Here is a 23,589-nt window from a genome sequence, read left to right as displayed (position 1 = left end):
GCTTCACTGGACGACGCTGCCATTCTTCGCCAAATGTAAGGAATTTTCCGATATGCATGCCCTGACCCTCGCCTCCTTCCTGTTCTTCACGGGACTGGTCGCCTTCATTACCTGGCGCATCACCCGCCGCGACGACCACACCAGCACCGGCGGCATGTTCCTCGCCGGACGCAGCCTGACCTTCCCCTTGATCGCCGGCTCCCTGCTGATGACCAACCTCTCCACCGAGCAGATGGTGGGGCTCAACGGCTCGGCCTTCAGCGATGGCCTGAGCGTGATGGCCTGGGAGGTGGTGGCGGTCATCGCCCTGGTGGCGCTGGCGCTGTTCTTCCTGCCGCGCTTCTTGAGGAGCGGTATCGCCACCCTGCCGCAGCTGCTGGAGATCCGCTTCGACAAGGGCACCCAACTGATCTGCAACGTGATCTTCCTGATCGCCTATGCGGTGATCCTGCTGCCGATCATCCTCTATTCCGGCGCCATGGGCCTGCAGGGCATGCTCGACCTGCACGGCCTGACCGGCATCCAGTCCGATACCACCCTGCTGTGGCTCACGGTCTGGGTGGTCGGCCTCATCGGGGCCGTCTACGCCCTGTTCGGCGGCCTGCGCACCGTGGCCGTCTCCGACACCCTGAACGGCGTGGGCCTGCTGACCGGCGGCTTCGTGATCGTCTACTTCGGCCTCCAGGCGATCAGCGACGGCAGCGGCGTCATGGCCGGCTGGGAAATCCTCAAGGAAACCAACCCCGACAAGCTCGACTCCATCGGCCGGGCCGACCAGCAGGTGCCCTTCTTCACCCTGTTCACCGGCGTCTTCCTGATCAATGTCTTCTACTGGACCACCAACCAGCAGATCATCCAGCGGACCTTCGCCGCCAAGACCCTGGCCGAGGGCCAGAAGGGCGTGCTGCTGACCGGCTTCTTCAAGCTGCTCGGGCCGCTGTACCTGGTGCTGCCCGGCATCATCGCCTACCACCTCTATGCGGATCAGGGCGTCGTGGCCGATGAAGCCTACGGCCACCTGGTGTTCAACGTGCTGCCCGCGCCGCTCACCGGCTTCTTCGCCGCGGTGATGGTCGGCGCCATCCTGTCGTCGTTCAACTCGGCCCTGAACTCCACCACCACCCTGTTCAGCCTGGGCCTCTACAAGGCCGTGCTCAACAAGGAGGCCAGCGACGCGCAGGTGGTGCGCTCGAGCAAGGTCTTCGGCTGGATCATGGCGATCGCGGCCATGACCATCGCCCCGCTGCTGGCGGGCCAGGAGAGCCTGTTCAGCTACCTGCAGAAGATGAACGCCATCTACTTCATCCCCATCCTCGCCGTGGTGGTGGTGGGTCTGCTGACCCGCCACGTCCCGCCCATGGCGGCCAAGATCGCGCTGATCGGCGGCTGTCTGTTGATCTTCGCCGGCTACTTCATCCCGCCCTTCGACAAGCTGCCGGTGGTGATGCACGAGTTCCACTTCGTGGCCATGGTGTTCGCGCTGCTGGTGGCTGTGATGCTGATCATCGGCAAGCTGCGTCCCCGCGAGACCCCCTGGGTACACGAGGACAGTGGCGCGGTCGACCTGACGCCCTGGAAAGGCGCGGTGCCGGCCGGCATGGCGCTGCTGATCCTGGTGGTCGCGATCTACGTCGCCTTCGCCGGCTGACCCCGCCCCGCCCGACCGCCCCTGCGACGCCCTGCCTCCTGGCAGGGCGTCGCGTTTGCGCGCTTCGCGACACGGTGGGAAGATTCAAGGTCGTCATCCGCCGGGGAGCCCCACCATGGGCCTCCCCCTGCCATGGAGGCCCCATGCCCCTCGCCGTGTCCCTGCTGTCGCTGTGCCAGGCCCTGCTGATCAGCGGCAACATCCTGCTGATCGCCGTGTCGCCGCTGATCGGCGCCGCCCTGGCGCCCGCTCCCGCCTGGTCCACCGCGCCGGTGGCGACCCAGTGGCTGGGCCTGATGTGCGCCACCATCCCGGCCTCGCTGATCATGGCCCGACTGGGCCGACGCCGCGGCTTCATGCTAGGCAACCTGCTGGGGCTGGCCGGGGTGGGCCTGGCGATACAGGCCCTGAGCGGCGAGCGCTTCCTGCTCTTCCTGGTGGCCACCTGGCTGATCGGCATCGGTATCGGCTTCGGTCAGCTCTACCGCTTCGCGGCGGTGGAGGCGGCGCCGGCCAGCCTGCGCGACCGCGCCATCGGCCTGGTGATGGGCGGCGGGGTGCTGGCCGCCTTCTTCGGCCCCTGGCTGGCCCGGCACAGCCGGGAATTCGCCGAGGTCCCCTTCCTGGGCAGCTTCCTGGGGCTCGGCGGCCTCTACCTGCTGGCCCTGGTCGTGCTGTCGCTGATCCGCCTGCCCCCGCCGGAGCGCACCCATGGCGGGGGCGAGGCCCGGCCCCTCGGCGAGATCCTGCGCCAGCCAACCTTCATCGTCGCAGTGACGGCGGCGCTGATCGGCTACGGGGTGATGAACCTGGCGATGACCGCCACGCCCCTGGCGATGTCCGCGGAGGGCCTGCCCTTCGATCATGTCGCCACCACCATACAGTGGCACGTGGTGGCGATGTTCCTGCCCTCCTTCGTCACCGGCCGGCTCACCGCCCGCTTCGGCGCCAGCCGCATGATCCTCGCCGGCTGCGCCCTGCTCGTCGCCAGCGCCCTGGTGGCCCACCTCGAGGCCGGTCTCGGCGGCTTCCATGCCGGCCTGATCCTGCTCGGCCTGGGCTGGAACTTCACCTTCCTGCCGGCCACCGGGCTGCTCACCGAAGCCTATCGCCCCGCCGAGAAGGCGCGCACCCAGGCCGCCAACGAGTTCCTGGTCTTCACCACCGTGACCCTGACCGCCCTGCTCGCCGGCCCGCTCGTCACCACGCTGGGTTGGGACCGCCTCAACGCGGTGCTGCTGCCACTGTGCCTGCTGCCGGTCCTGGCCCTGGCCTGGCGACACCTTGTGATGCGCCGCCAGGGCCCCCAGATCACGCCCCACTGATCGCCGACACGGACGCCACGCCATGCGCCAACCCCTGACCCGGGAACTGCACGACCTGCTGGAACGAGGCCGGGACCGCCAGCTGCGCCTGGCGGTGACCGGCCTGTCGCGCTCGGGCAAGACCGCCTTCCTCACCTCGCTGGTCAACCAGCTGCGCCATGCCGGCCTCGAGGCCCGCCTGGACCTGCTGCCGGCGGCCCGGGACGGCCGCCTGCTCGGGGCCCGGCGAGTCGAGCAGCACGACCTCGGCGTGCCCCGCTTCCCCTTCGACCGGGCCATGTCGGCCCTGGACGACCGCCCGCCCCGCTGGCCCGAGCCCACCCGGGGCATCAGCGAGTTGCGCCTGGTGCTGCGCTACCGGCCGCAGCGGCCCGGGCTGATGGGCGGCGAGACCCGCCGCCTGACCCTGGACCTGTTCGACTATCCCGGCGAGTGGCTGCTCGACCTGCCGCTGCTGGGCCACGACTACCCGAGCTGGTGTCGCTCCCAGACCGGCCATGGCGACGCCCGTGAGGCCCTGTTCGCCGACTGGCAGCGGGAGGTGGCGACCCTGGACCCGGCCCGGGAGGTCGACGAGGGACGCCTGGCCGAGATCGCCGAGCGCTATGCCGAGGGGCTCAGGGCGGCCCGTGAAGCCGGCTTCTCGGACCTCCAGCCGGGCCGCTTCCTGCTGCCCGGCGAACTCGAGGGGGCCCCGGTGCTGCAGTTCTTTCCCTTGCCGGGCATCGCCGACGCCGATCCCGCGCAGCTGGCCCAGCTGCCACCGGAGAGCCTCTATGCCACCCTGGCGCGGCGCTTCCGTCACTACCAGCAGCATATCGTGCGGCCCTTCTACCGGGACCACTTCCGCCACTTCGACCGCCAGATCGTCCTGGTGGATATCCTCGGCGCGCTGAATGCCGGCCCGGAACGCTTCGAGGACCTGTCCCGGGCGCTGGGCCGGCTGATGCAGAGCTTCGACTATGGCCGGCGCAGCCTGCTGTCGCGGCTGTTCGCCCCGCGCATCGACCGCCTGGCCATCGCCGCCACCAAGGCGGATCATGTCACCCCGGAGCAGCACGCACGGATGACCGGGCTGATCGAGACCCTGCTGGCCGAGCCGCTCAAGGACCTGCACTTCGCCAACGTGCCGGTGCGCGCGCTGTCGCTGGCCGCCATCCGTGCCACCGAGGCCCGCGAGGTCCATCACCAGGGCCAGCGGCAACCGGCCCTGAGCGGCACCACCCTGGCGGGCGAGGAGGCCCTGCTGTTTCCCGGCGAGGTGCCGAGCCGTCTGCCCGACGCCGACTTCTGGGCCCGCCAGGGCTTCACCTTCACCGCCTTCCGCCCGTTGCCCCGGGACGCTGGCGCCCTGCCGCACATTCGCATGGACGCCGCCCTGGACTGGCTGATCGGAGACAAGCTGCAATGACCGCGCCCCGCGATACCGACCCCCGCCCGGGTCGACGCTTCACCCTGGAGGACCGTCCGGCGCCCGAGCCCCCGGCCCCCGGCCAGGCCTTCACCCCGGATCACCACAGCCGCCCCCTGAGCGTGGCCGCCGAACCGCCGGGCCAGGCCGAGCAGGCCGTGAGCGAGAGCCTGACCCCACCCCGACGGCGCCGCTGGGGCCTGCTGGCACTGCTGGTCGCCGGGCTCGGGCTCGGCACGGCGGAGCTGGTGCTGTCCCTGCCGGTGGCGCTGGCCGCGGATGACTGGCTGGGGCTCGGCTGGGGTCTGGTGGGCCTGGGGGCCATCGGCGTCGGGGCCGGCGCCCTGGGTCGGGAGCTGTGGCGGCTGCGTCGGCTACGCCGGCACGAGGGACTGCGCGAGGCGCTGGCCGCCCTGCCCGAGGCCTCCCCCCGGCAGGCCATGGCCACGGCCCAGGCCCTGCGCCGCCGCCTGTCCCTGGACGACGACCATCCCCACTGGCGGGGGTTCCTCGCGGCCCGGGAGGCCCATCATGACGGCGGCGACATCCAGGTCCTGCTGGCCCATCACCTGCTGGGACCCAGGGACCGCGAGGCCCGCCGGCTGATCTCGCGGATGAGCGGCGAGACGGCGGTGATGGTGGCGGTCAGCCCGCTGACCCTGGTGGACATGGCCCTGGTGGCCTGGCGCCACCTGGCGCTCATCGACCGGCTCTGCCGGCTCTACGGGCTGGAACTCGGCTATGCGGCCCGCCTCCGCCTGCTGCGCCAGGTGCTGCGCGACATGGCCTTCGCCGGGGCCAGCGAGATGGCCGGCGAGGCGGGCATGGAGCTGCTGTCACTGAACCTGGCCGGCCGGCTGTCGACCCGGGCCGGCCAGGGGCTGGGCGTCGGCCTGCTCGGGGCCCGGCTGGGCCTGCGGGCCCAGCGGCTGACCCGCCCCCTGGCCTTCGCCGAGGGGGACCGGCCGCGGCTCGTCGACCTGCGCCGGGAGCTGTGGGGCCGGCTGCGCCGCCTCGAGACGCCGCCGGAGCGGTCCGGGACTTGATGCAGGTCACCACGTCGCGCCCAAGGACGGCTAGGCTGGAGGATACCCCAACCGACATGTAAGGAGCTCCCCCATGTTCCAGTCCATCCTCGTTCCCATCGACGGGTCGGAACACTCGCGCCTGGCCCTCTGCGTGGCCAGCAAGCTGGCCCGACAGGAAGACGGCCGGCTCGTCCTGCTGCACATCCCCGAGACCCTGGAGCACGAGCCCCTGCTGGTGTGGGGGATCGGCGCGGTGCCCTTGGGCGCCACCCTCGAGAAGCGCGAGAAGCTCGGTCGGGAACTGCTCGACAAGGCCAGCGAGGAGGCCCGAGCGCTGGGCGTCAAGGACCTGGACACGGTGATCGGCAAGGGCAATCCCGCCCTGAGCATCCTGGGTGAGGCCAAGCAGCGCGGAGTGGATGCCATCGTCATGGGCAGCCGCGGGCTCGGCGACCTCAGGGGCCTGGTGGTGGGCAGCGTCTCTCACAAGGTCAGCCACGGCGCCGACTGCCGCGTGATCACCGTCCACTGACCCCCGCGCCTCATGGCCTTGTGACACCGCCCCCCGCCGCCAGCCGGCCGAGGGGGCGGGTCTCCGCCGTGCCAAGGAGGTGTCTGCCATGTTCCGTTCCATCCTGGTCCCCATCGACGGCTTCCCCCATGCACGCAAGGCCCTCTCGCTGGCCTGCCAGCTGGCGCGCCACCAGGAGGTCTTCCTGCTGCTGCTGCACATCCCCGAGGCCCTGCCCCACAGCCCGCCACTGGTCTGGGGCGTGGGGACCCAGGCGGTCGAGGCCTCTCGGGAGGAGCCGGCCCGCCAGGCACAGCGCATGCTCGAGAAGGCCGCCGAGGAGGCGCGTGACCTGGGCGCGCCCCATGTCGAGATGCTGATCCGTCAGGGCGACCCCACCCGCACCATCCTCGAGGTGGCCAAGGACCGGGACGTCGATGCCATCCTCATGGGCAGCCGTGGCCTGAGTGATCTGCGCGGGCTGCTCACGGGCAGCGTCTCCCACAAGGTCAGCCATGCCGCCGAGTGCAGCGTGATCACCGTGCATTGAGTGCCCTGGTGCCATGACATTACGGGCCTGAAACATTTTGCCGGGCCAGCGCCGCCATGACGTCATGGCAGGCGCCCATGGTGTGGTAGTCGACCTTCCCCGCGGGGCTCTTCACGTCGGAGTAACGCCGGTTGTCCGGGGACAGCAGGCGGTACCAGCCGCCATGGCGATGATCGATCAGGTGGTGCCAGCTGTAGTCCCAGAGCCGCTCGTACCAGCGCCAGTAGGCGGCCCGGCCGGTCCGCACGCCGAGCAGCGCCGCCGCCGTCAGGCTCTCGGCCTGCACCCAGAAGTACTTGTCGCCGTCGCAGACCCGCTCCGCCGGATCCAGGCCGTAGACCAGGCCGCCATGCTCGTGGTCCCAGCCCGCGGCCACGCTGGACAGGAAGAGCCGCTCGGCAGTAGGCACCAGCCAGGCCCCGGGCCGGTGGTGCTCGAGCAGCACCAGCAGCTTGGCCCACTCGGTCTGGTGCCCCACCTGATAGCCCCAGGGGCGGAAGAGGTGCGCCGGGTCGTCGCGGTTGTAGTCCCAGTCGGGCCGCCACTGGGCATCGTAGTGCTCCCAGATCCAGCCATGGGGATGGTCGCGATTGGCCGAGGTGATGGCCCGGGCAATGGCCAGCGCCTGGTCGAGGAAGTCGCTGTCGCCGGTGGCCTCGTAGGCGGCGATCAGCGCCTCGCAGCCATGCATGTTGGCGTTCTGGCCGCGGTAGCCGGTGAGCCGCCAGTGTCGGTCGGCCTCGTCGGCGAAGCGCTGCCAGCGGGGCTCCCAGAAGCGTTTCTGCAGCAGGCGATGGGTGGCGTAGAGGCCCTCCCGGGCCGAGGCGATGCCGGCCCGCAGCGCCTCGGCATAGGCCAGCAGCACGAAGACCAGCCCATAGCAGTGTTGGGTGTCGTCCTCGACCACCCCGCCGTCCAGGGTCCAGGCATAGCCCTGGGTGGCGGTCTGGAAGTGGGCCCGCTCGAGGAAGGCCAGCCCGTGGCGGGCCCAGTGGCGATACTCCTCGCCACCGCTGTGGCGGGCGAAGCGGGCATAGATGACTACGTAACGGGCACTGGAGACCAGGTGGCGATGGTAGCGATCGAGGATCTCGCCGTCGTCGAGCAAGTAGTGGAAGAAGCCACCCTGGGGATCGATGGCTCGGGGGTGGTAGAAGGCCATCGTGCGGCGGACCTGGGCGTCGAGGAAGGCGGGATCGTAGACATTCATCGGGCCTCCGGGGGCGGAGAAGTCGCCGGCCTGCGCCAAGGCCGGGCGGAGGGAGTGCCGGGGCAGGGGAAGCGCCCCCCCGGCCGCGGGGCCGGGCCGCGCGGGGTCACCGGCGGTCCGCCCCCGCGTGGCCCCAGCATAGCGAGCCCGCTCGCGTCGGACGATACCACCAAGGTGGCAGGGGGTCAGAGGGCGAAGCGTTCGGCCAGGAGCCGGGCCACCGCGGCCTGGTCATGATGGCCGATCCGCCGGGCCCCGGGGACGGCGCGATCCAGGGCCGGGTGGCCGTTGGCCGTGATGTGGGCCTCCCCCGCCAGGGCCAGCATCTCGGTGTCGTTGAGGTTGTCGCCGAAGGCCAGGCAGCGCTCGGCCGACACGTCGAGCCGCGCCAGCAGCGCCTCCAGGGCCGTGCCCTTGTTGACCCCGGCGGCCATGAGCTCCAGGGAGTTGTCCGTGGAATAGGTGATATGCAGGGTCTCCCCTACCAGCCGACGGGCCTCGGCCTCCAGTCCGTCCAGGGCCTCGGGGTCCCCGATATAGAGCACCTTGCCTACCCGCTCGCCGTCCAGGGACGCCGGCGGGACGACCCGGTAGCCGAAGCCGGTATGGGCGTGCAGGGCCAGCAGCTCCGGCGCCTCGGCGTCGATGACCCACTCGTGGTCGTGGTAGAGGTTGAGCCGTACGCCGACGGGCCGCGGCAGCGCGATCAGCGTGCGGGCCAGCGCGGCGGGCAGGTGGCGGGCGGCCACCAGGGTGCCGTCGGGTTCATGGGTATAGGCGCCGTTGGTGCTGACGAGGTGGGCCGCGATGCCGAGGCGGTCGCGAAATGCCAGCATGTCACGGTAGTGGCGGCCCGAGGCCAGGGCGATATGGTGGCCCCGAGCCGCCAGGGCCCGCAGGGTCTCGACGGTGACGTCCGCCAGGGCATGGTCCGCGCCGAGCAGGGTGCCGTCGAGGTCGCTGACGATCAGGTGGGCCGACATGGGCGGCGCCCTCCGCTTGCAAGAGTGTCCGCCCATTCTATCAGTCCCGGGAACGCTTCACGCCCTCGGGGCGGCACTCAGCCACCGGTGTCCAGGGCACGGGCCAGCGGCGCCGCCTGGTCGCCGACCACCAGATGCCAGGCCCCCTGCCCCAGAGACTGGGTCCCCCGGCAGCCCAGGGCGGCCAGGGCCGCGCCATCCAGTCGGGCCTCGTCGGCCAGCTCGACGCGCAGCCGACTGTGGGCCAGGGCCTCCAGGCGACGCAGGTTGTCCACCCCACCCAGCGCCTCGAGCCAACGGCCGACCCGCTCGGCATCCGGCACTGGCGCCGGCTCGGCGCCGACGGCCGTTGCGGCAGCCTCGCCCGGCGAAGCGTTGCTCGGCTCGGTCACGCCCTCGGCGGCCATGGCCGCGCGAATCTCGTCGGCCACGCCGTCGGCGATGGGACCGAGGATCACCTGCAGGCCGCCACCGCTCAGGCGCAGGATGCCGCGGGCCCCAAGGGCCTTGAGGGCGGGCTCGTCGATGACGGTGGCATCCTCCAGCACCAGGCGCAGCCGGGTGGTGCAGGCGCCGACGCTGGCCAGGTTGGCCGCCCCGCCCAGGGCGGCGACGAAGGCCGGCCCCCGCTCGCCAGAAGGCTGGGGCGCCGCCTCGGCGGCCTCGCTCGCCGGCTCGCGGCCCGGGGTCGGCAGGTCGAAACGCGCGATGGCCCAGCGGAAGAGGCCGTAGTAGACAACGCCGTAGGCCAGGCCCACCGGCACCATCAACCAGCCCTGGGTGGCGAGCCCGTAGGACAGCGCATAGTCGAAGGCCCCGGCGGAGAAGGTGAAGCCCAGCTTGACGTCGAGCCAGTGCATCAGCGCCATGGACACCCCGGTCAGCAGCGCGTGACCCAGGTACAGCAGCGGCGCCAGGAACATGAAGGTGAACTCGATGGGCTCGGTCACCCCGGTGAGGAAGGCGGTCAACGCCAGCGACAGCAGCAGGCCGCCCACGGTGGCGCGTCGCCCCCGGGGCGCGGCGTGGTACATGGCCAGGGCCGCCGCCGGCAGGCCGAACATCATCACCGGGAAGAAGCCGGCCATGAAGCTGCCCGCCGTGGGGTCGCCGGCGAAGAAGCGGTTGAGATCCCCGCTGGCCCCCTCGAAGCTGCCGAACACGAACCACACCAGGCTGTTGAGCACGTGATGCAGCCCGGTGACGATCAGCAGGCGGTTCAGCGCGCCGTAGACGAACAGCCCCAGCTCGCCGGCATCGATCAGCCACTGGCCCAGGGCGTCGATGCCCTGCTGCACCGGCGGCCAGGCCAGGCCGAAGGTGACCCCCAACATCACGGCGGCCAGCCCGGTGGCGATGGGCACGAAGCGCCTCCCGCCGAAGAAGGCCAGGTAGTCGGGCAGCGCGATGGCCTTGTAGCGGTTGTAGAGCAGGCCCGCCACGCTGCCGATGATGATCCCGGCCAGCACTCCCATGTCGATATCGGGGTTGAGCGCGGTGAGCACCGCATCCAGCACCAGGTAGCCGATGACCCCGGCCAGGCCGGCGGCGCCGTTGCTGTCGTCGGCGAAACCCACCGCCACGCCGATGGCGAAGATCAGCGCCAGGTTGGCGAAGATGGCGTTGCCCGCCTCGGCGACGAAGGGCACGTCGAGCAGGTCCGGCTGCCCCAGGCGCAGCAGCAGGCCGGCGACCGGCAGCACGGCGATGGGCAGCATCAGGGAGCGGCCGAGATGTTGCAGGCCGGCCATGAGTCGGGAACCGAGGGTGGGGCTCATGAGGGCATCCTCTCGCAGGGTGTCGTTGTGGTGGTGGCGTCCGTGGCGAACCAGGCCGTCAGGCGCTGGCGCACCGCCGCGGCGTCGTCGAGCGCCCGCAGCTCGGGGACCGTCTCGGCCAGGGCGGCGGCGTCCAGGCGGCGCAGGGCGGCCTTGAGTGACGGCACCCGGGCCGGCTCCACGGAGAGCTCGTCGACGCCGAGGGCCACCAGCAGCGGGCCCGCCAGGTCATCGCCGGCGGCGGCACCGCAGACGCCCACCGGACAGGCCCCGGCGGCCCCTTTCACGGTGGCCTCGATCAGCGCCAGCACGGCGGGATGCAGGACGTCGGCCCGCGCCGCCAGGCGTGGCTCCTCACGGTCCATGGCCAGGGTGTACTGGGTGAGGTCGTTGGTGCCGATGGACAGGAAGTCGGCCTCGGCGGCCAGCCGCCGGGCGCCGAGGGCCGCGCTCGGCACCTCGATCATGGCGCCCAGTGCCGGCAGCCGGGTCAGGCCCAGGGACTCGGCCAGGCCCTCGAGGCGGCCACGCACCCAGGCAAGCTCCCCGGCATCGGCGATCATCGGCACCATGATGCGCAGCCGCTCGGGGGCGGAGACCCGCAGCAGGGCGCGCAGCTGGGTATCGAGGAGTTCCGGATGGCTCTGCCAGAGGCGTGCCCCGCGCACGCCGAGGGCCGGGTTGGGGACCACCGGCAGGCGCAGGTAGGGCAGCTGCTTGTCGGCGCCGATATCCAGGGTGCGGATGATCACCGGCTTGCCGTCCAGGGCGTCCACCGCGGCCTGGTACTCGCGATGCTGGTCGTCCTCGTCCGGGGCGCTCGAGCGCTCGAGGAACAGGAACTCGCTGCGCATCAGGCCGATGCCGTCGGCGCCGGCCTCCGCGGCCAGTCGGGCCTCGGCGGCGGAGCCGATATTGGCGCCGACCTCGACCTCGCGGCCGTCCCGGGTGACCGCCGGCGCCCGGGCGGCTTCGCGCTCAAGGGCCGCCCGCTCGGCGCGCTCGGCGATGGCCGCCTCGACCCGCGCCAGGCGTTCGGCGTCCGGGGCGTGCTCCAGCACGCCGGCCTCGGCATCGAGCACGGCGCGCTCGCCGGAAAGCCCCGCCAGCCCCGGCCCCATGGCCACCAGGCAGGGAATCCCGCGGGCCCGGGCCAGGATCGCCACATGGGAGGTGGTGCCGCCGGCGGCGAGGCAGAGCCCGGCCGGTGAGCGCTCGGCCAGCGTCACCAACTGCGAGGGCGTCAGGTCCTCGGCGAGCAGGATGGCGCCTTCGGGCAGGTCGCCGCCCTCCTCCGCGGGCGCCTCGGCGAGCCCGTTCATCACCCGGCGCTGCAGGTCGCGCAGGTCGGCGACCCGCGCGGCCAGCAGGGCGTTGCCGGAGCCAGCCAGTCGCTCGGCCTCGTCGTCCAGGGCCTCGCGCCAGGCCTGGCCGGCGCTGCGCCCGGCCGCCAGGCGCGACTCGGCGGCGGCGTACAGGTCGGGATCGGCCAGCCAGGCCTGGTGGGCGGCGAAGATCTCCGCCTCGGCCTCCTGGCCGGCCGCCTCGGCCCGGTGCCGGGCGGCATCGAGAGCCGCGTCCACCTCGCCCAAGGCGCGGGACAGCCGCGCGGCCTCCACCTCGACGCCCTCCCCGGCCTCGGGCACCCGGGGCAAGGCCGGCACGTGGTGGACCAGGGGGCCGAGGGCCAGACCGGCGCTGGCCACCAGGCCGGACAGCTGGCCCTCGCCCGCCGGGACGGCCGGCGTGACCGCGGGGACCTCGGGCGCGGGCGCCTCGGCCTCGGGGGTGGTCAACAGGGTCTCGGCCGCATCCAGCGCCGCCGAAGCCCGCTCGCCCCGAGCCTCGAGGGTCAGCGCCGCGCCCTCGGCGAGCCCGAGGTTCATCAGGGCGCTGAGGCTATCGGCGTCGGCCGTCCCCGCGGCGGCGACCACCCGCAGCGTCACTCCCTGATCCCGGGCGATGGCCCTCAGCCGGGCCGCCGGCCGGGCATGCAGCCCGGCCGCCAGCGCCAGGCGGAGCTCACGGGACGCCTGCGGCCCCTCGCCGGCGGGCGAGGTCGCCTCGCCCGCCCCCGGGGTCAGGGTCAGCAGCGGCTCCCCCCGGGCCACCCGGGCGCCGGCACGGAGCGTCACCGGCGCGAGGCGCCAGCCGCCCGGCTCGGTGACCACCAGGGGCGTGATCAGGGCGGTGGCGCGCCGAGCCAGGAGGTCGGGATCGAAACGGCACAGCGGCTGGCCGGCGCTCACCCGCTCGCCGGTGCTCACCTGGAGGATGATGCCCTCGCCGTCCAGGGCGACGGTGTCGAGCCCCAGGTGCAGCAGCAGCTCGACACCGTCGCGCGTGCGCAGGGTCATGGCATGGCGGGTGCGGGCGCATTGCACCACCTCGCCGTCACAGGGGGCGTGCAGGACGTCGCCCAGGGGGTCCAGGGCGATGCCCTCGCCCAGGGTGCGCTCGGCGAAGACCGGGTCGGGCACCTCGTTCAGCGGGAGCACGACCCCGTCGACCGGGGCCAGCAATGTCAGGGAGGGGGTAGGCATGGAAGTCTCCATGAGGTTGTTGTTGTGAGTAGTGAACCCTAGAGCGTGCGGGTGACCTTGCGCAGGTGTCGCGGCCGGTCGGGATCGCTCCCCCGAGCCGCGGCCAGGTCCGCCGCCATGCCGTAGAAGCTCTGGATCACCGACAGCGGCTGCAGGTCGTCGTGACCGGCATCGGCCAGGGTCAGCCGACGCTTGGCGACGCCTGCATCGGCGGCCAGCAGCACCCTCGCCCCGACGCCTTCCAGCCAGTCGGCCAGCTCGAGCAGGCCCGCCTGCTCGGCGCCGGGCGGCGCGAACACCAGCACCGGGTAGCCCGGCCCCACCAGGGCCATGGGGCCGTGGCGGACCTCGGCGCCGCTGAACGGCTCGGCCTGGATGGCACAGGTTTCCTTGAACTTGAGCGCCGCCTCCTGGGCCACCGCCAGGCCAGGGCCCCGGCCGACCACCATCATCCGCTCGACCCCGACCAGCGCCTCGATGGCCGCCGACCAGTCCTGCTCCCTGGCCCGGGCCAGGCGTTCGGGCAGCCCCACCAGGGCCTCGCCCAGGGTGCGGTCGGGCCCCCAGCCGGCGACCAGTTGGGCGGCGGCGGACAGCGTGGCCAGGTAGCTCTTGGTGGCCGCCACGCTGCGCTCCTCGCCGGCGTAGAGCGGCAGCTCGTCGTCACTGGCCGCGCCCAGCGGCGACTCGGGGGTGTTGACCAGCGCCAGGGTGCGGGCCCCGCCGCCGGCCAGGGCGCGCTGGGCGGCGACCAGGTCCGGGCTCTGCCCCGACTGGGAGATGGCCACGGCCAGCTGCCCGGCCAGCCGCCAGGGGGCCTCGGCCAGGGTCGCCAGCGACGGCGGGACCGAGGCCACCGGGCGCCCCAGGTGCTTCATGACCAGATAGGCCAGATAGGTCGCCGCATGGTCGGAACTGCCCCGGGCCACGGTCATGGCGCCGTGGGGGGGCGCCTGGCGCAGGCGGGCACCGAGGGCCGCCAGGGCCTCGGCGTTGCGCTGCAGCTGGCCGCGGATTCGCTCCGGGGCATTGCGTGCCTCTTCAAGCATCAGTGACATGGGAATCTCCTTCGACGCGTCGGCCTGCCACATGGACGGCCCGCAGGTTGAGGTCAGGGTCCAGCACCACCAGGTCGGCGCGCGCGCCCGGCGCCAGCCGCCCGATGTCCTGCCGCCCCAGGAAGTCGGCGGGGAAGCGCGACAGTCGGTCGGAGGCCTCGGCGAGTGTCAGCCCCAGGCTCACCAGGTTGCGCAGCGCCTGGTCCATGGTCAGGGTGCTGCCGGCCAGGGTGCCGTCGGCCAGGCGCACGCCGCCCAGGCACTTGGTGACGGCCTGCTCGCCGAGGCGGTACTCGCCGTCGGGCATGCCCGCCGCCGCGGTGGAATCGGTCACGGCATAGAGCCGGGGGATGCAGCGCAGCGCGGTGCGGATGGCCCCGGGATGCACGTGCAGCAGGTCGGGGATCAACTCGGCGTAGTCGGCGTGGGCCAGGGCCGCCCCGACCATGCCGGGCTTGCGGTGATGCAACCCGGTCATGGCGTTGAACAGGTGGGTGAAGCCGCAGGCGCCATGCTCCAGCGCCGCCACCCCGTCCTCGTAGCTGCCCAGGGTGTGGCCGAGTTGCACCCGCACGCCCCGATCGCTGAGCCAGCGGATCAGCTCGTGGTGGCCGGCCAACTCCGGGGCCAGGGTCAGCAGGCGGATCGGGGCCAGGCGACTCAGGGCCTCGACCTCCTCGATCACGCCGGGCCGGGCATGGGACGGCTGGGCGCCGAGCTTGCCGGGATTGATGTAGGGGCCTTCCAGGTGCACGCCCAGCACCCGGCTGGCCAGCGCCTCGGGCGCCTCCAGGTAGGCGCCGATCTCGCCGAGCACGCGGCGGATCTCGGCGTCCGGCGCGGTCATGGTGGTGGCCAGCAGGCTGGTGGTGCCGAAGCGCGCATGGGTACGGGCCACGGTGGCCAGGGCGGCGCCGCCCTCCATGACGTCGGCCCCGCCACCGCCGTGGACGTGCAGGTCGATGAAGCCGGGCAGGATCCGGGGATGATCGTTGGTGTCGGGATCCACCGGCGCCTCGGGCAGGGCCGTGATCCGCCCGTCGCGCCAGCGCAGCTCGCCGAGCCGCCAGCCGTCGAGGGTGAGGACGTTGCCGTAGCGCATGAGGGGCTCCTGTCAGCGAGTGAGCTCGACCACGAAGTCGTAGTAGTCGGTGCGGCAGTAGGTGACGGTCAGCTCCGCGGCGGTGCCGTCGGCGAGATACCCCAGGCGGGTGACCTCGAGCAGGGCCTGGCCCTCGGGGACCTCGGCGAGTCGGGCCAGCTCGGCGTCCGCGTTGACGGCGCTGACGTGCTGCAGGGCCCGGGCGATCGGCTTGCCCGCCGCGTCCAGGGTCGCGTACAGCGAGGTCTCCACCGCCTCCGGCTCGGGCAGCACCGCCTCCGGCAGGCAGCTTTCCTCCACCGCCATCACCACCCCGTCGGCCAGGCGCAGTCGCTTGAGCCGGGCGACCCGTGCATCCCCGGCGAGCCCCAGGCGCAGGCTCTGCTCGGCGGTGGGCGCGGCCAGGGTCCGCGACAGCCAGTGCGAGCGCGGGGAGAAGCCGCGCTGGGTGAGCATCTCGGTGAAGCTCACCAGCCGGGTCAGCGGCTGGTTGAGGCGCGGCGTGATGAAGGTGCCGGAGCCCCGGGTCCGGCGGATCAGCCCCAGTTCCGCCAGGCGGTCCAGGGCCTTGCGGGCGGTGATGCGCGAGACGTCCAGGGCCTCGGCCAGGCTGCGTTCGGAGGGCAGCGCCTCGCCGGCCTGCCAGGCACCCGCCTCGATGGCCTGCTCCAGCCGGCTGGCCAGCTGGTGGTAGAGCGGGGTGGACAGGGAGGTATCGAGGTGAAGCTGCTGCAGGCGGGTATCCATGGTCAGTCTCGTCCAGGCATCGTGATAATACCAATGTAGACCACAAGCAGTACCAATCAAATACCAATTAACCTAGACCTTGGTCGCATCGCCGCCGTAGGCCCCGGCCCGGAACGCCGGCAAGCCCGGCCGGTGGCGCCGACGGCAAGGGGACGTGAATCGACGCCACGCGCCGATTGGCGCGGGCTGGCGGAATCCGTATAGTGGCCCCCTTATCCCGCCAATCGATCGTGACCATGCTGCAGAACAACTCGGTGCTTGCTCAGCTCAAGCAACAGATCCGCGACAACACGCCCCGCGTCGAGGGGGTCATCAAGGCCACCGACCGCGGCTTCGGTTTCCTCGAGACCGACGACGGCGAGTCCTACTTCGTGCCGCCCCCCGCCATGAAGCAGGTCCTCCATGGCGACCGGGTCGGGGCCGTCCTTCACGAGGAGGGCGACAAGAAGTCCGTGGAGCCCGACACCCTGGTCGAGACCGGCATGGAACGCTTCATCGCCCGCGTGCAGAAGCGCGACGGGCGCCTGGCGGTGATTCCGGACCACCCCTCGGTGAACAACGTCCTCAAGGCGCGCATCAAGCGCAGCCTCGACGAGGCGAGCATCGGCGAGGGCGACTGGGTGGTGGCCCGGCTGGTGCGCCACCCCCTCAAGCCCGACGACCGCGCCTTCTTCACCCAGATCGACGAGCTGGTGGCGAAGACCGACGATCCGGCCGTGCCATGGCGCGTGACCCTGGCCCGTCATGCCCTGGAGCAGGAATGCCCCGATGCCGGCGATGACTGGCCGCTGCGCGACGAGGGTCTCGAGCGCGAGGACCTGACCGCCGAGCCCTTCTTCACCATCGACGGCGAGAAGACCCGGGACATGGACGATGCCCTGCGCGTCGAGCCGCGCGCCGAGGGTGGCTGGCGCCTGACCGTGGCCATCGCCGATCCCACCGCCTATGTGGAGGAAGGCCACGCCGCCGACCTGGAGGCCCGCACCCGCGCCTTCACCGTCTATCTACCGGGCCAGAACGTGACCATGCTGCCCGAGCAGCTGGCCGACGACCTCTGCTCGCTGTGGGAGGAGCGGGACCGCCCGGTGCTGGCCTGCCGCCTGGATATCGAGGCCGATGGCGGCCTCGGCGACTACCGCTTCTTCGCCGCCACCGCCCGCTCGCATGCCAAGCTGGCCTATGACCGCGTCTCCGACTGGCTCGAGGGCCAGGGCGACTGGGCGCCGAGCGAGGCCGTCGGCGAGCAGCTCGAGGCCCTGGCCGCGCTCACCGAGGCCAGGGCCGACTGGCGGGCCCGGCACGCCCTGGTGTTCAAGGACCGTCCCGACTATGTCTTCGACCTGGACGAGGCGGGCAACGTGCTGGACATCCGTACCGAGGAGCGGCGCATCGCCAACCGCATGATCGAGGAGTCGATGATCGCGGCCAACGCCTGCTGCGCGCACCTGCTGGCCGAGCATGTGGGCCACGGCATCTTCAACGTCCACCGCGCCTTCGAGCCGGAGAAGGCCGAGGCCGCCCACGAGTTCCTCACCGCCCAGGACATCGCGGTGGCCCCCGAGGCGCTCACCGAGCTGCCCCGCTACCGGGAGCTCAAGCGCGAGCTCGAGGGACGCGATGACGCCTGGCTGGACGCGCGCCTGCGCCGCTTCCAGGGCTTCACCAGCATGTCCGCGCGCCCCGGCCCCCACTTCGGCCTGGGCCTCGAGGCCTACGCCACCTGGACCTCGCCGATCCGCAAGTACGGCGACATGGTCAATCACCGGCTGATCAAGCGGGTGCTCAAGGGCGAACAGGCCCCGGCGGAGGCCAGCCAGGCGCTCACCGAGCAGCTCACCGAGCGCCGGCGGCTCAACCGCATGGCCGAGCGCGACGTCAAGGACTGGCTCTATGTGCGCTACCTGAGCCCCTCCGCCGAGGCCGGCGAGGCCTTCGATGCCGAGATCATCGCCATCAACCGCGGCGGCATGCGGGTCCGCCTGACCGCCAACGGCGCCACCGCCTTCATCCCGGCGCCGCTGATGCACAGCGACCGCGACAAGGTGGTGATCGACGACAAGGAAGGCCGCATCCAGATCGAGGGCGAGGAGCGCTTCAAGCTCGGCGATCACCTGCGGGTCGCGCTGACCGAGGCCCGCGAGGCGACCCGCTCGCTGGTCGGCCGCCCGGTCGACTGAGCCGCGGCGCGCGAGCCCTCCCTTGCAACGGCGGCCTGCGGGCCGCCGTCTTGCGTTCCGGCTGTCGTCGAACTGTCGCAAAGGGCGCGTAGCCTGATGGGTGAACCACCGGCCCGCGCGGGAGGGACCCTTTGCATATCGCCGACGTCACCATGTTCCATGCCCCCTCGAGCGGCGGCGTGCGCACCTACCTCCAGGCCAAGCAGCGCAGCCTCGCCACCCGGCCCGGCCTGCGCACCAGCCTGCTGGTTCCCGGCGCCGAGCGCGACAGCCTGGGCGACATGCATGCCCTGCCCGCCCTGCGGCTGCCACTGGGCCAGGGCTACCGCTTCCCGCTGCGTCGCGCCCCCTGGCGCGAGGCCCTGGTCGGGCTCGCCCCCGACCTGATCGAGGCCGGCGACCCCTACGTCACCGCCTGGGCGGCCCTGGACGCCGGCCAGGCGCTGGGCGTGCCGGTGGTGGGCTTCTACCATTCCGACCTGCCGCGACTGATGGGCGACCGCTTCGGCGCCGGCGTGCGCCGCCGTCTGCAGCGCTACGTGGCCGATCTCTACGGCCGCTTCGACAGCGTGCTGGCCCCCTGCCGGACCATGGCCGAGCGGCTCGCCGGCTGGGGCATCGAACGGGTGCGGGTGCAGCCGCTGGGCGTCGACCTCACGACCTTCCACCCCGAGCGGGCCGACCCGGGGCTGCGCACCCGACTGGGGCTCGACCCCGATACCCGGCTGCTGGTCTTCGCCGGACGCAACTCCCGGGAGAAGCACGTGGACGTGCTGCTGCGGGTGATGCAGCGGCTGGGCCCGCCCTACCACCTGCTGCTGATGGGGCCGGGCATGCCCGCCCGGGTGCCCGACAACGTCAGCGTGATCTCCCGCTACTGCGACCGGCGGGAGGTGGCCAGGGCGCTGGCCAGCGCCGACGCCATGCTGCATGCCGGGACCCGCGAAACCTTCGGCCTGGTGGCGCTGGAGGCCATGGCCTGTGGCCTGCCGGTGGTGGCGGCCCGGGCCGGGGCGCTGATCGAGAACGTGCCGTTGGGCGCCGGGCGGCTCTGCGATCCCCTCGCGGCGGAGGACATGGCCCGCGCCGTGGAGGAACTGTTCCTCAACGACGTGGCGGCCAGCGGGCGCCACGCCCGGCGCCACGTCGAGCGACGCTTCCGCTGGGACACGGTCATCGATGGCCTGCTGGACCACTATGGTGAGCTGACTCCGGCGCCGGCGACCACCGGCCAGGCGCGGCATGGCTGAGGGGTTCCCGCGGCCGACGTGCCTCGGGGCGCGCGCGGGATGGCTGGCACTGGCTCTGGTCCTGGCGCTGGTGGTGCCCGTGCTGATCGGCGGCCCCGGGAGCCTGACGGCGCTGCGCACCTTCCCCGTCCCGTTGCTGGCCCTGATGCTGGCCATGGTCGCGCTGGGCTGGAACCTCAATGCCCTGCGCCTGCGCCTGCTGCTCGCCGGGCGGGCCGGGCGCCTGGGCCAGCGCCGGGCGCTGGGCATGGTGATGGCGAGCGAGTTCGCGCTCTGTGCCACGCCCGGCGGCAGTGGCGGCCCGGCGACGCTGCTGGTGCTGCTGGCCCGGCGCGGGCTGCCCCCAACCCGGGGCTCGGCAGTGTTCCTGGCCGACCAGTGCTGCGACCTGCTGTTCTTCCTGCTGGCACTGGTCGGGCTGGCCGCGGGATCGCTGTGGCAGGCCGCGAGCTGGCCCCATCCGGGGCTGCTGGGGGCGGCCATCGCCGGCCTGGCCCTGCTGCTGGCGAGCCTGGCACTGCTGATCCACCGCCTGCCGGGGTTGTTGCGTCGGGCGCCGCTGCATCGGGCGCCGTGTCACCGGGGACCCTGGCTGGCGCGACGCCTGCTGCGCTTCCGTCACGCCCTGCTGGCCACCCTGCGCCTGCCGCGCCATACCCTGACGCTGGTCATGCTGTGCTGTGCGGGCCACTGGCTCTTGCGCTACAGCCTGCTCTACCTGGCCCTGGCCGGCCTCGGGGCCGAGGTCGGCTGGGCCTGGACCTTCCTGGTGCAGATGCTGGCCATGGCCGCCGGCCAGCTGAGCCTGCTGCCGGGGGGCGCGGGAGCGGCGGAACTCGGGACCGGCATGCTGCTGATGCCTTTGGTGGGCCCGGCCACGGCGGGGGCCGCCGTGGTGGTGTGGCGCTTCGTCACCTATCACGTCTACCTGCTGGCCGGGGCGCCGGTCTTCCTCGCCATGGTCGGTACGGCCCTGCGGCGGCGGGATCGGGCCGGCGCACGGCGTCCCGCCTGACCCGCGCCCGGCTCAATCCGCGCGCAGGGCCCGGGCCAGCATGTCGGTGACCGGCTTGGCCAGGTAGCTGGCCAGTGTCCGGCTGGCGGTGTGCAGGCGGACCTCGGCCGGCATCCCGGCCATCAGGCGCATCGCCTCGGGCATCGCCTCCCGCTCGGCCTCGCTCACGCGGAGACGCACCTTGTAGAAGCGGCGCCCGGTCGACTCGTCCTCGAAGCTGTCGGCGGAGACCCGTCGCACGGTCCCCTCGATGACCCGCGAGCGTCCACGGTTGAAGGCACTGAAGCGGATCTCCGCGGGCTGCCCCGGGTAGACATTGTCGATGTCTTGGTCGGCGACCCGCGCCTCGACGACGAAGGCCTCGCCCCGGGGGACGATCTCCAGGATCGTGGTGCCCGGCTCGATCACCGCGCCTCGGGTATGCACCGCCAGGCCCACCACCGTCCCCGCGACCGGGGCCGCGATGGTGGTACGGCGGCGCTGGTCGCGCAGCGCCGTCAGGCGCTCCTCGGCGTCGGCGATCTCCCGGCGGGTCTCGCGCAGGCGCTCCCCCACCTCCTGGCGGAATTCCTGGATGCGTACCTGCTTCTGCAGGTCGTTCTCGCTGATCCGGGAGCGCAGGCGGGCAATCTCGGTGCGGTGCTGTTCGATCTCGCCCTGATACTGCAGGATCTCCCGCTCCAGCTCCCGCAGGCGACGGTTGTCCCCCAGGCCGTCCTTGAACAGCGAACGGTAGGCCTCGGCATCCTCGCGCAGCGAGGCCAGCTGATCGCGGCTGACCCGGATCATCGACTCGCGCCCCTCGATACGCCGGTGCAGCTGCTCGGTCTGCTGGTCCAGCGAGGCCAGGGCCCCGTCGAGGGCCTCCCGGCGAGCATGGAAGAGGCCGCGCTGCACGGCCGTCAACTGCTGGAGCCGCGCCTGCTCGGGGTCGCGCAGCTCGGGGGGGAAACGCAGCGTGTCCTGGTCGGCCTGCTCGGCCATCAGGCGGACCTCGGCGGCGCGATTGATCAGGTACTGCGAGCGGGCGATCTGCAGGCGCGACTCGACCCGGGTGTCGTCCAGCACCACCAGGGACTGGCCTTCCTCGACGCGGTCGCCGTCCTCGACGTCGATGCGCTGGACGATGCCCCCCTCGAGGTGCTGCACCGTCTTCTTCGAGGACGCGACCGTGACCCGCCCCGGGGCGATGACCGAGACGGCCAGCTCGGCCGACACGGCCCAGCCGCCGAAGCCGCACAGGCAGACCAGCACCAGCGCCAGCCCCAGGCGACGGTGGAGCCGGTCGCCGACCGGCGGCACCCGGGAGGACTTGGCAGGGGAAGAATGACTCATGGTGCCTCCGAATCGCTGGTCCGACGACGGGCCACCTTGCCGGCCCCTGCCTCGCTATCGCGGCCCGCCATCCGCGCCAGCACGCGATCGCGCGGGCCGAACAGCCGGACCCGCCCACTCTCCAGCACCAGCAGGCGGTCGACCCCGCGCAGCACACCCGTGCGGTGGCTGATGACCAGCAGGGTGACGCCCTCCTCCCGCAGGGCGCCCATGGCGTGGGCGAGGGCCTGCTCGCCGCGATGATCGAGGTTGCTGTTGGGCTCGTCCAGGAAGACCAGGGCGGGCTTGGCGTAGAGCGCGCGGGCCAGGCCGATGCGCTGGCGCTGGCCGGCGGAGAGCACGCCGCCACTCGCCTCGATGCGGGTGTCATAGCCATCGGGAAGCCGCAGGATCATCTCGTGCACGCCGGCACGACGGGCGGCCTCGATGACCTTGTCGCTGTCGACCGTAGCAAAGCGGGCGATGTTCTCGCCGATGGTGCCACTGAACAGCTCGACGTCCTGGGGCAGGTAGCCGAGGTGGGGGCCCAGCGCCTCGCGATCCCAGCGCGCGATATCCGCCCCATCCAGGCGCACGCAGCCGTCCCAGGCCGGCCAGACCCCCAGCACCAGCCGCGCCAGGGTCGACTTGCCCGAGGCGCTGGGACCGATGATGCCGACCTGCTCGCCCGGCTCGAGGCGCAGGTCAATGCCGGCCACGATGGGGCGAGCCCCACCCGGCGCCCCGGCCGTGACGTTCTCCAGGGCCAGCCGGCCCTCGGGGCGGGGCAGTGACATGGCCGGGGGCGAGGGCGGCTGCTCGCGAAACAGCGCTTCGAGGCGACGATAGGCGGCCCGCGCCCCGACGATGCCGCGCCAGCTGCCGACCAGCTGATCCACGGGGGACAGCACGCGTCCCAGCAGGATCGACCCGGCGATCATCATCCCCGGGGTGATACGCTCCTCGAGCACCAGCAGGGCACCGAGCCCCAGGATCAGCGACTGCAGCAGCAGGCGCAGGGCCCGGGTCAGGCTCGACAGCATCGCGGCCCGGTCGCTGGCCCGCGACTGCATCCATAGACCGCCCCGATGACGCGTCAGCCAACGTCCGGCGATGCTCGACAGCATGCCCATGGCGTCGAGGGCCTCGGCATTGCGCAGATTACCGGCGGCCAGTTCCCGGGCCCCGCTCTGCTCGCGCCCCGCCTCGTCCAGCAGCCCTCGAGTGGCCTTCTCGCTGGCCACCACCAGCGCCAGCAAAATGACACCGGCGAGGCTGGCAAAGCCCCCGAACCAGGGATCGAACAGGTACAGCAGGCCGAGATAGACAGGCACCCAGACGACATCGAAGAAGGCCAGCAGCCCCCCCCCGGCCAGTCCCTGGCGAAGGGTCGCGAGGTCGTCCAGCGGCCAGGCGGATTGCCCCGCCGCGTGGCGCAGGCCACGCCGGAACATCGCCGCATGCAGGGGCTCGCTGACCCAGGCATCGAAGCGGTTGCCGAGGCGCACCAGGATGCCCGCCCGCACCCATTCGAGGCCGCCGACCACCATGAACAGGAAGACCACGACCAGGGTCAGCATCAGCAGGGTCTCCTCGCTGCCGGTGGTGATCACGCGGTCGTAGACCTGGAGCATGTACAGGGCCGGCGTCAGCATCAGCAGGTTGAGACACAGGCTGAACCCGGCCACCCAGAGCAGGGAGCCCCGACAGGCGGTCAGCGCGTGGTGCGGTGTGGTGTTCGAGTCAGACGCCATAATGCATATCCGGAATGCAGAGCCCCCTCGGCCCGGAGCCCTGCCCTGCCTCCCTGCTTCAGATAAGCCGATTGTCGATCGACATCAGCGAACGATCCAGGCCATTGCCCGCGCGCCGTTGACGCCCCTCAATGCCATATAGAACACTAAAAAAGCCGTGTCTTATCACGGAACGATCGGCACCA

Annotated in this window: 18 protein-coding genes; 9 read left to right on the top strand and 9 right to left on the bottom strand. The window is 72.2% G+C overall.

Annotation, left to right across the window (positions count from 1 at the left end; genetic code table 11):
• Positions 1–52: 52 nt before the first annotated feature.
• The 6 genes from FHR97_RS00755 to FHR97_RS00730 all read left to right on the top strand — a co-directional run bounded on the left by FHR97_RS00755 (position 53) and on the right by FHR97_RS00730 (position 6,473).
• On the top strand, positions 53–1,648 hold the full coding sequence (locus tag FHR97_RS00755; protein ID WP_183381868.1) for a solute:sodium symporter family transporter: 1,596 nt from the start codon (positions 53–55) through the stop codon (positions 1,646–1,648).
• Positions 1,649–1,791: 143 nt separating this feature from the next.
• Complete coding sequence (locus tag FHR97_RS00750; RefSeq protein ID WP_183381867.1) at positions 1,792–2,973, top strand: MFS transporter; 1,182 nt, start codon at positions 1,792–1,794, stop codon at positions 2,971–2,973.
• Between the two features lie 22 nt (positions 2,974–2,995).
• Positions 2,996–4,384, top strand: a complete 1,389-nt coding sequence (locus FHR97_RS00745; protein WP_183381866.1) for a YcjX family GTP-binding protein — start codon at positions 2,996–2,998, stop codon at positions 4,382–4,384.
• Positions 4,381–5,430, top strand: coding sequence for a TIGR01620 family protein (locus FHR97_RS00740; RefSeq protein ID WP_183381865.1), 1,050 nt, complete (start codon positions 4,381–4,383; stop codon positions 5,428–5,430). Before FHR97_RS00745 ends, FHR97_RS00740 begins: the two co-directional genes overlap by 4 nt.
• A 73-nt stretch (positions 5,431–5,503) precedes the next feature.
• The gene (locus FHR97_RS00735; RefSeq protein WP_183381864.1) at positions 5,504–5,944 is read left to right on the top strand and encodes a universal stress protein; all 441 of its coding nucleotides are present in this window, start codon (positions 5,504–5,506) and stop codon (positions 5,942–5,944) included.
• A gap of 88 nt (positions 5,945–6,032) precedes the next feature.
• The gene (locus FHR97_RS00730; protein ID WP_183381863.1) at positions 6,033–6,473 is read left to right on the top strand and encodes a universal stress protein; all 441 of its coding nucleotides are present in this window, start codon (positions 6,033–6,035) and stop codon (positions 6,471–6,473) included.
• Between the two features lie 19 nt (positions 6,474–6,492).
• On the opposite strand, the gene FHR97_RS00725 is transcribed toward FHR97_RS00730, so the two are convergent.
• The 7 genes from FHR97_RS00725 to FHR97_RS00695 form a co-directional block, all read right to left on the bottom strand.
• Complete coding sequence (locus tag FHR97_RS00725; protein ID WP_183381862.1) at positions 6,493–7,683, bottom strand: AGE family epimerase/isomerase; 1,191 nt, start codon at positions 7,681–7,683, stop codon at positions 6,493–6,495.
• Positions 7,684–7,868: 185 nt separating this feature from the next.
• Complete coding sequence (locus tag FHR97_RS00720) at positions 7,869–8,666, bottom strand: HAD family hydrolase (protein ID WP_183381861.1); 798 nt, start codon at positions 8,664–8,666, stop codon at positions 7,869–7,871.
• 77 nt (positions 8,667–8,743) lie between these two features.
• Complete coding sequence (nagE, locus tag FHR97_RS00715) at positions 8,744–10,444, bottom strand: N-acetylglucosamine-specific PTS transporter subunit IIBC (protein ID WP_183381860.1); 1,701 nt, start codon at positions 10,442–10,444, stop codon at positions 8,744–8,746.
• On the bottom strand, positions 10,441–12,987 hold the full coding sequence (ptsP, locus tag FHR97_RS00710; protein ID WP_183381859.1) for a phosphoenolpyruvate--protein phosphotransferase: 2,547 nt from the start codon (positions 12,985–12,987) through the stop codon (positions 10,441–10,443). Before ptsP ends, nagE begins: the two co-directional genes overlap by 4 nt.
• A gap of 38 nt (positions 12,988–13,025) precedes the next feature.
• Positions 13,026–14,045: an SIS domain-containing protein gene (locus FHR97_RS00705; protein WP_221187631.1), complete on the bottom strand. Its 1,020-nt coding sequence runs from the start codon at positions 14,043–14,045 to the stop codon at positions 13,026–13,028.
• On the bottom strand, positions 14,029–15,147 hold the full coding sequence (gene nagA / locus FHR97_RS00700; protein ID WP_183381858.1) for an N-acetylglucosamine-6-phosphate deacetylase: 1,119 nt from the start codon (positions 15,145–15,147) through the stop codon (positions 14,029–14,031). Before nagA ends, FHR97_RS00705 begins: the two co-directional genes overlap by 17 nt.
• Before the next feature lie 12 nt (positions 15,148–15,159).
• On the bottom strand, positions 15,160–15,894 hold the full coding sequence (locus tag FHR97_RS00695) for a GntR family transcriptional regulator (RefSeq protein WP_183381857.1): 735 nt from the start codon (positions 15,892–15,894) through the stop codon (positions 15,160–15,162).
• A 236-nt stretch (positions 15,895–16,130) separates the two neighbouring features.
• Here FHR97_RS00695 and FHR97_RS00690 point away from each other — a divergent pair, with 236 nt between their 5' ends.
• From FHR97_RS00690 to gpgF, 3 genes are all read left to right on the top strand, one after another.
• Complete coding sequence (locus tag FHR97_RS00690) at positions 16,131–18,071, top strand: exoribonuclease II (protein ID WP_183381856.1); 1,941 nt, start codon at positions 16,131–16,133, stop codon at positions 18,069–18,071.
• 131 nt (positions 18,072–18,202) lie between these two features.
• Complete coding sequence (gpgS, locus tag FHR97_RS00685; protein WP_183381855.1) at positions 18,203–19,321, top strand: N-acetylglucosaminyl phosphatidylglycerol synthase; 1,119 nt, start codon at positions 18,203–18,205, stop codon at positions 19,319–19,321.
• Positions 19,314–20,336, top strand: a complete 1,023-nt coding sequence (gene gpgF / locus FHR97_RS00680) for a glucosaminyl phosphatidylglycerol flippase (protein ID WP_183381854.1) — start codon at positions 19,314–19,316, stop codon at positions 20,334–20,336. Before gpgS ends, gpgF begins: the two co-directional genes overlap by 8 nt.
• 12 nt (positions 20,337–20,348) lie before the next feature.
• On the opposite strand, the gene FHR97_RS00675 is transcribed toward gpgF, so the two are convergent.
• Complete coding sequence (locus FHR97_RS00675; RefSeq protein ID WP_183381853.1) at positions 20,349–21,671, bottom strand: HlyD family type I secretion periplasmic adaptor subunit; 1,323 nt, start codon at positions 21,669–21,671, stop codon at positions 20,349–20,351.
• On the bottom strand, positions 21,668–23,404 hold the full coding sequence (locus FHR97_RS00670; RefSeq protein WP_183381852.1) for a type I secretion system permease/ATPase: 1,737 nt from the start codon (positions 23,402–23,404) through the stop codon (positions 21,668–21,670). The genes FHR97_RS00675 and FHR97_RS00670 overlap by 4 nt, the downstream gene beginning before the upstream one ends.
• Between the last annotated feature and the right edge of the window lie 185 nt (positions 23,405–23,589).

The sequence above is a fragment of the Halomonas stenophila genome (assembly GCF_014192275.1).
Lineage (GTDB): Bacteria > Pseudomonadota > Gammaproteobacteria > Pseudomonadales > Halomonadaceae > Halomonas > Halomonas stenophila.
Note: the sequence above shows the minus strand (reverse complement) of the source record. Positions and strands in the feature narration are given on the sequence as shown.